We start from the raw sequence: 12,359 nt of genomic DNA on the forward strand, positions 1-12,359 counted from the left end.
ATGTCCAACGGATTATTCATTGTCTTCGAGGGTATCGACGGTTCCGGGAAAACGACTCAAATCGAGTTGTTACGCGACCACTTGCGAAACCTTTCGATAGAGCCGCTTTTGGTTCGTGAACCGGGCGGCACCGATATCGGCGAACAGGTGCGTGAAATCCTGCTTTCCCATAAATCAACCGGGATGCATCCTATCACCGAAATGCTGCTCTTCTGCTCTGCCCGAGCGCAATTGGTCACCGAACAAATCCTTCCGGCATTAGCACAAGGAAGAGTCGTGATTGCCGACCGTTACCGGATTTCCACCGAGATTTATCAAGGTGTCGGCCGCGGTTTACCCATCGCGGCAGTAAACGCAACGCTCGATTTTGCTACCCAACAACTATTGCCAGACCTCTGCTTCATCCTCGATATCGCACCGGAAATCGGATACACCCGGCGGATGCGCAATAATCCCACCGCTGACCGGATGGAGTCTGCCGGTTCGACCTTCTTCCAGCGAATTGCTGCAGCATTTGCCGATTATCGACAGGAGTATGTTCGTCACATCGATGGCGAGAGTAGTCAAAAGGAGATTGCCGACACGATTTGGCAGGAGATTACGAAGTCGCAATGGTGGCAATCCAAGTCCACCTCTCATTGATTTTAGGGAATCTTACAGAACCTTCGTATTTCTAAGTAGACGAAATTACATGGTACCCGAATGAAGAAACTTGTTTTGTTAACGGTTGCGTTAATATTCGCAACAGCGGTATTTGCCGCTCCTACTCCTACTCCACCGTTGGATCGGTATTCTGCGGCACGGCAGGGAATAACCCGTTACGGTGAAGTCTACCGGGAGCTGCTCTCGGAATATGTCGATGAGATCGATCATGAGGATTTGTTACGGGCAAGCATCAACGGGATGCTTTCTAAACTTGATCCCTATACCGTATTTATGGAACGTTCCGACGCTGATGAATTTGAGATTATGCAGACTGGCAAGTACGGTGGGATTGGCGTTGAGCTTGGTGTACGCGGCGCTGAACGCGAATTGACCGTAATGTCGGTGTTCGATGGTCATCCGGCTGCACGTAGCGGTATTCGGGTAGGCGATGTCATCGTCCAAGTCGATACGAATAAAGCGGCTGGGTGGAATACCGCGAAGGCTTCCTCGTTTTTACGCGGCGAACCAAATACGCCGGTTGTAGTTACGATTCGGAGACCGGCTTCAAACGAAGTGTTACGATTTGATTTAGTGCGAGCTGCCATCCAAATCCACGAAGTCGGATTCGCGAGCATGGTAAGCGATACAGTCGGTTATGTCAAGTTATTGCGCTTCGGAAAGAATGCCGCCCGCGATGTAGCACATGCAATCGATAGCTTAAAAGGGATTGGGATGAAATCGCTCATCCTCGATCTCCGACAAAACCCTGGTGGTTTACTGAATGCTGCCGTCGAGGTTACCCAACAGTTTCTAAACCCGAAAGATTTAATTGTCGAAACCCGGGGACGTGACACAACCGAAGTCCAACAATACCGCGCATTAGGTCTCAATCGGTTTAGTGGTGCGATGACAGTATTAGTCGATGAGGGTTCCGCCAGCGCATCGGAAATTGTCGCCGGAGCGTTACAGGATCAAGACCGTGCCGTCGTATTAGGAACGGCAACTTTTGGTAAAGGTCTTGTACAGTCGGTTCGCCGGTTGCCGGGTGACGCGAGTTTGAAACTAACCACTGCAAAGTACTATATCCCATCCGGTCGATTGATTCAGAAAGTCGATTACTTTCACGGTGGCGATAGCCTGACCGTCGCCGGTAAAGAGTACAAATCGAAAAACGGTAGGGTCATGCCTTCCCGCGGTGGTATAACTCCCGACATCGCTGTTGGCGCAAAGAAATCATCAGCGCTACTTACTGAGTTGCAACGGCAAGGGCTACTATTTGCTTTTGTCAATGAAGCTTGTTCCGATTCGATCCAACAACAATCCGGCAAACGAATAACCGCCGACCAGCAAACCCTATCGCAGTTTCGGGCATTTCTAACGAAACGCGGATTTAATGCCCCATTGGACATCGATGCTGAATGGATTGCGGTCAAAGCATGGCTGCAAAAAAGTGCTCGTGCCACCGATGTGAATCCCTTCGTCGAAGGGGTAAATCAAACGATCATGAGTGAACGCGAAAGTGTTTGGTCGAATGATCAAACCGAGTTACAACGCTTACTGACCATTGAGTTGTCGGCTTGGTACGACGGTAATCGCGGTCGTTACCGTGCCATGATGGAAAACGACGAAGCGGTTTCTCAAGCAGTTTCGATTTTACATGAACCACAACGTATGCATTCACTGCTCGCAGGAACATTGGAGAAGTAATGAGTTTCGATATCCCGCTGCTGATTGCAGCGGGTTTTTTCGTCGGCATCATTGCCGGTTTTATTGGAATCGGGGGGAATGTTGTCCTAATTCCAATCACATTAGAACTGTTTCGGGCTTGGAAAATTCCCGAGGAAGTGCGAACCCACCTCACCTATGGAACTATGCTGTTGGTCACCGTGGTGACTGCTGTATCCGCTACGGTGCGACAGCATTTTCAACAATTAATCCTCTGGAAACTCGTGCCTTACTTCGTGTTAGGAAGCATCGCAGCGACCCAGCTCTTCGGCTCCATCCTGAAGCATGTTCACGGCAATACCCTGCAGCTCTTTTTCGCTGTGATGATTTTCGCATTGGGGGTGCGGTGGTTTTTTACCCGGAATCACCCAGATGCGCCGCAAACCAGGCTTTTAAACCCGTGGCTTATGTTTCTATGCGGGATGCTGGTAGGAGTTATCTCGTTGTTCACCGGATTGGGGGGCGGGGTAATCATGATACCCTTGTTATCCTCTTTATTTCATGTTCCGACAAAAAACCTTGCAGGTACTAGTAGTGCGGTGTTAATATTTACTGCCGCATCCGCTACGGCCAGTTATCTCTGGGGAGGTGTTGGGGTGGAAGGACTGCCACCTGACGCGATTGGTTATGTTTGGCCGAAAGTCGCATTACTGGTCGCGATTGGTACCGTTCCCGGTTCGCAAATCGGTGCAGTCCTCAATAAAAAATATGCAAAGCAATGGTTCCGGGTAACCTTTGCCGCCATACAAATCCTGATGGCACTCTGGATCTTTTCACGGATCTGGAAGGAGTGGCAATGAGATGTAAATCGTTTTCGATCACGGTCGTTGCAATCCTATTTTTATCCTCACTTTCGATTGCCCGAACCATTGCAGTTGAGTTAGCATCGAACGTAACCCTATCCATGTTGACTGCCGCTTCTAAACGAGCCACACCGGTAGACGCGGTTCCCGCCTTCGCTGCCGATGAAACCGACCCTCGACTCTCTCGATGGTATCTGTTGGATGAATCCTGTGTCACCGATGCAGTGCTAAGCGACCGCTCCTTAATCAAGCAGTATGACATTCTACCGGAACGGACGATTCATCTGACTCCCAATGGAATTGCGCCTTTTGCTGTGAATGGAAATGTGTCAATTGACGATGCCTCCGATCCGTTTCGTTCGATGCAATGGCAACTTGATCGCATCATGGCAGAGCCAGCTTGGCGGTTTACCCGCGGAAGCGCAAATGTCGTGGTGGCCGTGATTGATGTCGGAACTGATATTTCCCACCCCGATTTATCGGGACAACTATATCGCAATCTTGCTGAAGTGAACGGAACAACCGGAGTCGACGACGATTTAAACGGTTTGATCGATGATGTCAATGGCTGGGATTTCGCTCGAAACGATGCCAACCCATCACCTGATACAATGTCAGAATTTCACGGTACCCATGTCGCAGGGATCGTTGCCTCGGCTGCCAATGGACGATTTGGGGTCGGTGTAGCGCCGAATGTGAAGTTGTTACCATTGCGAGCAGGGATCGGACTCAGTGTTTTCTATGGGTATCGTGCTATCTACTTCGCGCGAAGAATGGGAGCCGATATCGTCAATTTGTCGTGGGGAGGAAGTGGTGTCTCGGCAATCGAAGCGGCAGCTGTCGAATATGCTTTGGAAGGTGGAGTAACAATTTTCGCTTCTGCCGGCAATGATGGTACGGATAACATTCAGTACCCTTCTGGATTAGCGGGAGTCATCTCGGTTGGAGCGTCGAACCGGAACGATACTCCGGCTTCCTTTAGTAATTCCCATGCCAGCGTTGCGATTTGGGCGCCGGGCGTGCAAGTCGGTTCGACGATGCCAAACAACGGGTTTTCTTTGTTGGATGGAACTTCGATGGCATCTCCGGTAGCGGCGGGCGTCGGTGCGTTACTTAAATCCTACCGGCCTTCGATAACAACGCAACAAATCCGAGCGGTTATGACCGCGACCGGTGATCCGATGGTTGATGTCTCCTCTCATACCGCAGTGCGGGTAAACGCATACCGTGCGATCAATGAGATTGCACGCAATCTCTCCGAAGCGGGATCGAATTGGAGTGGCAGTGAAACCCTGAATGGAATCATGACTTTCTCGGTTCCATTGCAGTTTACCAATCCTTATCCTGCAACACTGACTCTCCAAAGTGGCGAAATCTCTGGTGGCAATTGGCTTTCTAATCAAACGACAATGCAACCCGATGGCTCGCGACAAAACTGGAGCGGTTCGTTAACTTTCCAATTACCGATGTCCTTTGCCCGGGGGCATACCGTTTCTGCCGGGTGGACGATTCGCTCGAGCGACCGTTCCCAATGGTTTGGTGCGAGTTATAAGCGTATCGCACCGCCCGAAGCGACCATCCAAGACAATAGCATGCGACTAACATTTTCTACCATCGGTGCTTTGGGTTTGTTCGATCCCTATTCGGATGTTCCGGTTGGTGTGTCGTTACAAGCGCCACCCTATTCACAAGGAACGATTTATCACGGTTCCTTTATGTTAGGTGCGCCCAGTGCTGTCGTGTTGGATAATGTGTGGGGAAACGATAATAGTGCAATGGATTGGGAAATTCCTTTTTCACGTAACATTCAGCTAACCGGCAATCCGCCCACTGCGATTTCTGCAACGGCATCACCGACACCCGGACATTCCACCATGAATGTTGTTGTCGACTGGCGAGCTGTAATGGTGAGTGGAACAGCAGGGGTACCCGCGGTAGATATCATAGCAACAATCCGGAATGCCGGAAATTCACAGCTATCGAATCTGATTGCAGCATGGATGATTGATTTCGACATCGGAAATTCCAGCGAAAACACGACCGACATCGATGCTTCGCAACAATTACTTACGATTGGCAGTGCAGCGACTTCCGAATGGTACAACGTGCAAGTAAATCGTGGAACGTTGGGTGTGATTCGGACTCCAACTTCACAAACCCTGTATAGTGGTGCCGAGAATTGGAACGATGCTCGCAAATACGAATTGATTACTTGGAGTGGCGCCGAACAAGCGCATACCGAACCGAATGATTATGTAATGCTCTTCGCAACAAATCCGTTCAACCTTGCCAGTGGCGCATCCAGCGAGTTTGGTTTTCGCCTGTTTAAAACATTTGAAATGCAACAAGCAGCCGAGTTGACCCGCGCTTGGCGGGGCGTTGATGAAACAAACACTGCGCCGCGAGTGGCGTTGCGGTATCGTGCAACGGTATCGGGAAACCGGATGCAGATTGTATTGCCGGAAGGTGCAACGAGCGGAACCGCGACCCTATTCGATGTTTTAGGTAGAACCGTTTGGAGTAATACGTTATCGCAGTCGATTACCACTACGAGTTTAACCGGTCTACCCTATGGCGCTTACTTCTTGCGTACATCGGTTCCCAATCAAGCACTACCGGTAAAGAAGATCGTCTATCTTCAGTAAGTTTCTATCCCTATTAAAAGAAAGGCGGGAATCGATTCCCGCCTTTCTCGTTTACCTACAGTTACGAGCGCTACTTCAAAAGCAACACTTTCTTTACCGACATTACTCTTCCATTCTGAGTGAGTCGGGCAAAATACTCGCCATTGGCAATCCCCTGCGGTTGCCAGCGAACTGTCTGCCATCCGGTTTTGGCTTGGATCGGCAGTTCGGTAACTTCCCTTCCGGTAACATCGTGAATCTGTAACTGAAGGGAACCGCCCTCCCGAACACCAATTGTAAACGTGATTTCGTTATTGAATGGATTCGGGTAAGTAGATCTGATGAAAGTGGTTGTTGGTAATTGCGAAGTGTTTGATTCCGGCGTAGCGGTGCTTGCAATTTCGATACAGGCGTTTGCTCGAACGAATACGATTTCATTTACCGCATCCTGAATCATCCCCTGGAGATACCAATATCCCGCTGGGAGCGATCCAACGTTCCACATCACCGTATCGGTGCTATTGTTTTCAGAAATCGGCCACGGTCGATTCAGCGTTGCTACATTACCCGAACCTAATGTAGAATCCTGACTAACAAAGAGATACCACATCGCTTCGTCGTCCGGGTCATGTGTCTCCACAACTACTGGAATCCAAGTCGGTGTACCTGATTGTCGATGGATTGTTACCGTATCGGTTTCGGTAAATGAATGCAGCGTTATCGTCGGCGGAATATTCCGAGCGGTAGATGGAAAGAGATACTGACTGGTATTATTGAGTTCATTGGATTCAACAACAACATTATCGAAATCCATTGTCCACTGGACTACATGTTCGCCTACCGTTCTGATGGGGAGCGGTGGCGTACTGATACTATCCGAGCGACCGGATTCGCCAGCATCGATTGTTACAAGCGTATCGAAGCGCGAGTTCTGATCGTAGACACAGCGAACCAATGCCTGCACCGGTTGTCCTTGTCCGTTACGCAAGATTCCGCTGCCGCCAATCCGGTACGGAAGAATAAACCGAACGGTATCATCGGTCTGTACCGTATTCACGACTACATTCGAGCGCGAATGAACCATAAAGCTGGTTAGTGCTTCCAAATCGAACATCCCATCGTCAATCGCGAGTTTCACATTATCGACAAACGCACCGCGAAGACTGTCCATGATGGCATTGGATTTGAATCGCCAACCGACCCACACAAACGGTTTATCGAGTAATGAAACAACTGTACCGGCAGAATCAAGACTGTCAAGATAAATATTTGAGAGTTGCCAATAAGTGTCGGCACGTCCACAATGGAAACCACGAAGTAATGTGTCACGCAGAAAGTGACCGGCGCTATCAAATATTGGTGTGCGCTTCACGGCAAGGAACCACCGATTGCGTTCAGTAATCGGATCGGGTGGTGTATTGGTTAAACTGTATGCCGCTTCCCAAAAGAAGGTATCGCCTACCGCAGTGCGGTTCAGCCATTCAAAGGAACAGACTGCATTGGTAACCTGTATGTATGGACCATTATTGACCAATCGGATACTATCGGTTGCAAACGGACCCCAACGCATGTGGGTATGCATGTTTGTGCGGTAGCGATCATACTCCGGGTCGCGGGACGGAATCGTCGGAGTATTCGATGCATCGCACCATGCCGACTGAACATTTGTATTCGGAAATGCTGGATCCAGTCGATAGATATAGTGCTGAATCCCCCAATGCGGATTCGCACTCCAAGGGGTAACCACCCACGGATGCGAATTCATTTGACCGGCTGGTGGCTGTACCCAAGTCCAGGTATTAGAAATGTTCTCAAACGGTTCGTTCATAATGGTGTGCCATACCGCATGGACAGGGCGAACAAAACCCGTTATCAAGATGAATAAAATGGTAAGCGTTAGGTAGGAAACGACGTGACGGGAACGAGTGGAAAGCGATTTCATACAAACCTCCAAAATCAAACAATCAAATACTAACCATCATCAATGCAATAATACTTCTTCTTTCATTCCCGGTCAAGTGAGTGTATACTTTTTCATATTTTATGGTCGATTTTGAGGTTCTCCTTAATAGAATCCATTATTGTTATCGTTGTTTTTCATTTAGGTAAGTAATGCAATAACCAATCATTGCGATAGCGTAGAATCAGTACCCCAGTGAACGGATGGGCTACCGCTCTGGTAATCCATTACCCGATCCGATTACTCAGGAAGCGGATCGCATACCCTGGGACAACGACCCCGACTGCTGTCCTCAGACGACAGGTCCTGAGCCCCCGCCATGAGTCGCAGATTGCACGACTCTATCAAGAAGGTGTGGGGGAAGCGATCCTGCTCCATTCCCGAGCCTGCAACTAACTGGATGACAACCTACCGAGCCCAGGCAGTGAGAAGTTCGGCACTTGGAGACTAATATGTTTCAAGGGCTTCCACCTGCCAAGCCGCATCGGCCCGTGACACTCGATAGGTGTCTGATACCGGATTCTTTCAACACCAGCTCGTGAAACTAAGTTGTCCCAACACCTTCATGTCAAAGAACCGAAGAAAGCCAGAAGAGAGCTCTTCGTCCTAATCACACTGGAGACCTCAGAAGTGTTAAACGGCTCTCTTGCCCCGAGTTTCAGCAATCTTGGATACGACAACACCTGCACCAAGGATCAGGAGCACGACCCCGAGCAGATAGAAGTTAAAGCCGCTGCCGAGTATCTCCTTAAGCCACTTCGCAATCAGCATCTTCACGCCAACTACCATCAACACCAATGCGAGTGACACCTTTAAATACCTGAACCTGTCGAGCATGCCTCCCAGTGCGAAATAGAGTGACCGGAGGCCGAGAATCGCAAACACGTTACTGGTGAAAACCAGGAAAGGGTCTGCTGTTATTGCAAATATCGCCGGGATCGAATCAACCGCGAAAATCAGGTCCGTAAACTCGACCATGATCAGCGCCAAGGCCAAGGGAGTGAGCATCCAAGTGCCGGGCCGGGCTTTGTTCACCGCCTCATCCGGAAGAGCGGCTGTCCCAGGAAACTCGCTCTCGTAGGAGGCCGGCGCACCGGCTTGAACGACGAAGTGCTGTCCATGGAACCGCGAGGTGATTGGGAAGAAGCGCCGTGTGAGTCGGACAATGATGTTTTGGTTGGGGTCCGTGTGATTCGCTTTCAAGGCTAGCATCTTGATCCCGGTGATGACAAGGAAGACTCCAAAGACGTAAAGAATCCAGTGATACTGGGCTATCAAGGTCGCGCCGAGTGCAATCATAGCCCCGCGCAAGGCTAAAGCGCCCAAGATACCCCAGAACAACACACGATGCTGGTAGATCGGCGGAACAGCGAAGAAACTGAAGATCATGGCAATCACGAACACGTTGTCGACACTCAGTGATTTCTCAACGACATACCCCGTCAAGTACTTGACAGTTGCTGTCATACCATTGTTGATAACCCCGTCAACGGCATCGACCGCACTTCCTAGTCCCAACCAATGGTATTCGTACCCAAAGAACACGAACACCGAGAAGGAAAGCCCCAACGTGATCCACACCGCGGACCACGTGAGGGCCTCTTTCATCGAGACCACATGAGCTTTCCGATGGAAGACCCCCAAGTCCAGCGCCAGCATCAACAGCACAAAGAGAATAAATCCCGACCAAATCCAAACCATTCGCCAATCTCCTTTCCGATGAGCAAATCCTTCACCGATCAGCAGTCAACCTCGACTTTTCATCCTTTGTTGCGCAACTTCGTTCGTGCACGGGTCACATCCCGTACCGACGCAAACTTCATTGACATGACATCCCAGAGGTTACAATCTCGTCGTCCCACGCAATGCTTCAATCTCTCGCCGTAAGGCGCGGACCTCATCGAGGACCAGCTGGGTGTGCGTTTCTCCCTCTTGCTTGAGGTCATCTGTGACTTGGGACTGCATCGCGTTGACGACCACCGCAATGAACAGGTTCAAAACCATGAATGTCGCGATTAATAGATAGACCACAAAGAAGATCCAGGACAGCGGTGATTGCGACATGACATTGCGTGCGATATCGGGCCAACCCTCGACGGTCATGACCTGAAACAACGTGAACAGCGACGCACTCAGGTTACCAAAGTACTCCGGTGCGATTTGACCGAAAAGCTTTGTGGCCATCACCGCCGACACGTAGAGCACGAGTCCCATGAGGCCGATGATTGACGCCATGCCAGGCAGTGCATTAAGCAGAGCGCCCACCACCCGGCGCATCGATGGTACAAGCGAAACCAGCCGAAGTACGCGTAATACGCGCAGGGCGCGCAGCACGGCGAAGGCGTCACCTGCCGGAATGACGGCTATCCCAACGACTACAAAGTCAAACACGCGCCAAGGGTTCTCGAAGAAGCGGCCACGGTAGACGAAAAAGCGAAGCAGTAACTCGACGACGAATACAGCCAGCACCAGTCGGTCGAACGCGTAGAGAGGATCGCCAAGTCGTGCTACGACCGTAGGAGAGGTTTCGACTCCCAGCGTGACTGCATTCATGATGATTAACGCAGTGATCGACTTTTCGAACGGTTTGCTTTCGATGAAAGCACGGACGCGTTCGCGCGGGCTCGAGGCCGGGTCGTTGTTGTTAGTCCTCATCTTGCCTTTTCCATGCATTCCGAGATAGTAGACCCCATTGCCAACCCCCCATTATGTGGCACTTTGTTTTTGCAGCAGGAAGCGATTGTGCGATGTCAACAGCTTCAACTGGCAGATGAAATCATCGCCCTGCAGCGATACCGCCCGAGGTCTATTTTGGTTCCCATGACTATGGTTCCAGTTCAAATGAATCCCACGCCGACGACCAAGCCCTGTAATACCAGTATACAAATCTACGTTTAATACACCTGCTTGTTGGGAAATTGGGATGAAGATTGTTCCTCCGATGGCAACCAGCATTTATATTAACACCCTCGCGGACTTACTTCGCTACTCTCGCTCGTTTCCCAGTAAGCCGCCAAGGACCACAGTGACGAGCAGACTAAGTGTGATAGGTGTAGGGTAAATCGGATGTGTGATAGCGGAGAACTCAGTACCAGTCGGTCGTTGGGCAGTCCGCGGCTGGTTGAATCGTTCTCTCACTTTTCCTGACTATTCACCGGAATCAGAATCTCATTTCGCCGCAGGAACCATGGCGTAAAGGGTCCGTTGTATCTTGCCCACACCGGTTCGCCCAGGATTTTAAACCCATTCTTCACAATCCACGACTCTAATTTCTGTTTGTTTTGAAGGTAGCTGTGTTCGCTCCATCTGCCGGAGTACTGCACGGATGCCATACGCTGCGCTGGAACCTGACGCAGTTTCACATTCGGGTCCTCAGGGGTCGGCAGGGTATTCAGAGTGTATGACATGGGCATTGTGAAGGAAACCACCCAGCCTCCTTTTGTACGTTGCTGTCCTACTGGAGCTGTCATTGCGATCTTCTCAGTTGTGGGTTCCTGGGAAACCGGGACTGTCATTGCGATCTTTTCCCGGGCAAGGTTCTTACCAGATATGTAGCCAAAAAGCCTCCTGAACGCTTTGTTCCCTGCGTCCTCCAGCGTTCCATCTACCACGGTCTCCGATACAACATGAGTAGGATACTCGCGAAGTTCAAAATCCTTCGACTTGATAACGACTTTGTATTTTACCTCTTCATTCGCAACAGCACATCCCACAATCATTAATAACAGCAATGTAGTATGAAAAATCGGCACTTGATGTTTCATTGTAGTTCCTTTCTTTCATCAATGAAAAATACTTCTTCTTTCATTCCCGCTCAAGCGAGTGTATACTTATTCCAATCCTTATTCAGATCGTTTTCAAAGTTATCGTATTTTATAGCCGTTGTGGTAAACATTTGACTTCGCTTAGGTAAGTAATGCAAAAACCAATCATTGCGATAGCATGGAGCCAGTACCCCGGTGGACGGATGGGCTACCGCTCCGGGAATCCGTTACCCGATCCTTTCTTCTTCGATCTATTGGTCGATGGCGATTCGCCGCCGACCCATCTCCCATTGTTTGCCCGCGCTGATTTGATGGGAGAGGCATTAGACCGCTACATGAATTTTGTTACGCTCGGTGGAGGTATCCCAGTAATCGTTCCCATTGCGAAATCTACCGATACGATGGGGGCAATCCTCGACCGGGTTGATGGTGTATTGCTCTCCGGTGGCGACGATGTTGCCCCCTCCTTTTTCGCCGAAAAACCGTTATCCCGGGAATGTACCGGTAATCTACCCCGTACTTGGTCGGAAACTGCTCTAATTCGGGAAGCTGTTGCCCGGAAATTGCCCCTATTCGGCATTTGCCGGGGCATCCAGCAACTGAACGTCACGTTTGGCGGGAGCTTGTTGCAGGACCTTCCAACGCAAGCCCCCTCCGAGTTGAATCATTACGACCCGCATGGCAGGACGTTTCATTCCGTTACCTCAGAAGGTCCACGAAACTAGCGAAGTCGTTTACTCGTCCAACTTTTGTGACCAATAGCTGGCATCATCAAGCAGTAAAAATCGTATCACCCGGAGGAGTTGTCGCCGCTCGGGCACCGGATGGTATTGTCGAA

11 protein-coding genes are annotated in these 12,359 nt (G+C 50.2%); 5 read left to right on the forward strand and 6 right to left on the reverse strand.

Features of this window, described 5'->3' with window-relative positions:
• From tmk to OEM52_04760, 4 genes are read left to right on the forward strand one after another with little or no spacing between them, the layout of a single operon-like run.
• Positions 1 to 642, forward strand: a complete 642-nt coding sequence (tmk, locus tag OEM52_04745; GenBank protein ID MDK9699445.1) for a dTMP kinase — start codon at positions 1 to 3, stop codon at positions 640 to 642.
• Positions 643 to 702: 60 nt separating this feature from the next.
• Positions 703 to 2,352, forward strand: a complete 1,650-nt coding sequence (locus OEM52_04750; GenBank protein MDK9699446.1) for a S41 family peptidase — start codon at positions 703 to 705, stop codon at positions 2,350 to 2,352.
• Positions 2,352 to 3,170, forward strand: a complete 819-nt coding sequence (locus OEM52_04755; GenBank protein ID MDK9699447.1) for a sulfite exporter TauE/SafE family protein — start codon at positions 2,352 to 2,354, stop codon at positions 3,168 to 3,170. Before OEM52_04750 ends, OEM52_04755 begins: the two co-directional genes overlap by 1 nt.
• On the forward strand, positions 3,167 to 5,818 hold the full coding sequence (locus OEM52_04760) for a S8 family serine peptidase (protein ID MDK9699448.1): 2,652 nt from the start codon (positions 3,167 to 3,169) through the stop codon (positions 5,816 to 5,818). The genes OEM52_04755 and OEM52_04760 overlap by 4 nt, the downstream gene beginning before the upstream one ends.
• A gap of 70 nt (positions 5,819 to 5,888) precedes the next feature.
• On the opposite strand, the gene OEM52_04765 is transcribed toward OEM52_04760, so the two are convergent.
• The 6 genes from OEM52_04765 to OEM52_04790 form a co-directional block, all read right to left on the reverse strand.
• Positions 5,889 to 7,739: a T9SS type A sorting domain-containing protein gene (locus OEM52_04765; protein ID MDK9699449.1), complete on the reverse strand. Its 1,851-nt coding sequence runs from the start codon at positions 7,737 to 7,739 to the stop codon at positions 5,889 to 5,891.
• 651 nt (positions 7,740 to 8,390) lie between these two features.
• Complete coding sequence (locus OEM52_04770; protein MDK9699450.1) at positions 8,391 to 9,458, reverse strand: TerC family protein; 1,068 nt, start codon at positions 9,456 to 9,458, stop codon at positions 8,391 to 8,393.
• A gap of 141 nt (positions 9,459 to 9,599) precedes the next feature.
• Positions 9,600 to 10,412: an ion transporter gene (locus OEM52_04775; protein MDK9699451.1), complete on the reverse strand. Its 813-nt coding sequence runs from the start codon at positions 10,410 to 10,412 to the stop codon at positions 9,600 to 9,602.
• A 51-nt stretch (positions 10,413 to 10,463) separates the two neighbouring features.
• Positions 10,464 to 10,712, reverse strand: a complete 249-nt coding sequence (locus OEM52_04780) for a hypothetical protein (protein ID MDK9699452.1) — start codon at positions 10,710 to 10,712, stop codon at positions 10,464 to 10,466.
• Positions 10,713 to 10,742: 30 nt separating this feature from the next.
• Positions 10,743 to 10,895 carry a hypothetical protein gene (locus OEM52_04785; protein MDK9699453.1) on the reverse strand — a complete coding sequence of 51 codons (153 nt, stop codon included), beginning with the start codon at positions 10,893 to 10,895 and terminating at the stop codon, positions 10,743 to 10,745.
• Complete coding sequence (locus OEM52_04790; GenBank protein ID MDK9699454.1) at positions 10,892 to 11,521, reverse strand: heme-binding protein; 630 nt, start codon at positions 11,519 to 11,521, stop codon at positions 10,892 to 10,894. Before OEM52_04790 ends, OEM52_04785 begins: the two co-directional genes overlap by 4 nt.
• A gap of 152 nt (positions 11,522 to 11,673) precedes the next feature.
• Here OEM52_04790 and OEM52_04795 point away from each other — a divergent pair, with 152 nt between their 5' ends.
• Positions 11,674 to 12,246 (forward strand): gamma-glutamyl-gamma-aminobutyrate hydrolase family protein, encoded by a 573-nt coding sequence (locus OEM52_04795; GenBank protein MDK9699455.1) that lies wholly within the window; start codon positions 11,674 to 11,676, stop codon positions 12,244 to 12,246.
• Positions 12,247 to 12,359 lie beyond the last annotated feature (113 nt).

It is taken from the genome of bacterium (assembly GCA_030247525.1).
Classification (GTDB): domain Bacteria; phylum Electryoneota; class JAOADG01; order JAOADG01; family JAOADG01; genus JAOTSC01.

What these genes read in the sequence shown, in the direction of transcription:
- OEM52_04780 (MDK9699452.1), bottom strand. Translation starts at nt 10,712, where the DNA reads ATGCTGGTTGCCATCGGAGGAACAATCTTCATCCCAATTTCCCAACAA.
- OEM52_04765 (MDK9699449.1), bottom strand. Translation starts at nt 7,739, where the DNA reads ATGAAATCGCTTTCCACTCGTTCCCGTCACGTCGTTTCCTACCTAACG.
- OEM52_04755 (MDK9699447.1), top strand. Translation starts at nt 2,352, where the DNA reads ATGAGTTTCGATATCCCGCTGCTGATTGCAGCGGGTTTTTTCGTCGGC.
- OEM52_04750 (MDK9699446.1), top strand. Translation starts at nt 703, where the DNA reads ATGAAGAAACTTGTTTTGTTAACGGTTGCGTTAATATTCGCAACAGCG.
- tmk (MDK9699445.1), top strand. Translation starts at nt 1, where the DNA reads ATGTCCAACGGATTATTCATTGTCTTCGAGGGTATCGACGGTTCCGGG.
- OEM52_04760 (MDK9699448.1), top strand. Translation starts at nt 3,167, where the DNA reads ATGAGATGTAAATCGTTTTCGATCACGGTCGTTGCAATCCTATTTTTA.
- OEM52_04795 (MDK9699455.1), top strand. Translation starts at nt 11,674, where the DNA reads ATGCAAAAACCAATCATTGCGATAGCATGGAGCCAGTACCCCGGTGGA.
- OEM52_04790 (MDK9699454.1), bottom strand. Translation starts at nt 11,521, where the DNA reads ATGAAACATCAAGTGCCGATTTTTCATACTACATTGCTGTTATTAATG.
- OEM52_04775 (MDK9699451.1), bottom strand. Translation starts at nt 10,412, where the DNA reads ATGAGGACTAACAACAACGACCCGGCCTCGAGCCCGCGCGAACGCGTC.
- OEM52_04770 (MDK9699450.1), bottom strand. Translation starts at nt 9,458, where the DNA reads ATGGTTTGGATTTGGTCGGGATTTATTCTCTTTGTGCTGTTGATGCTG.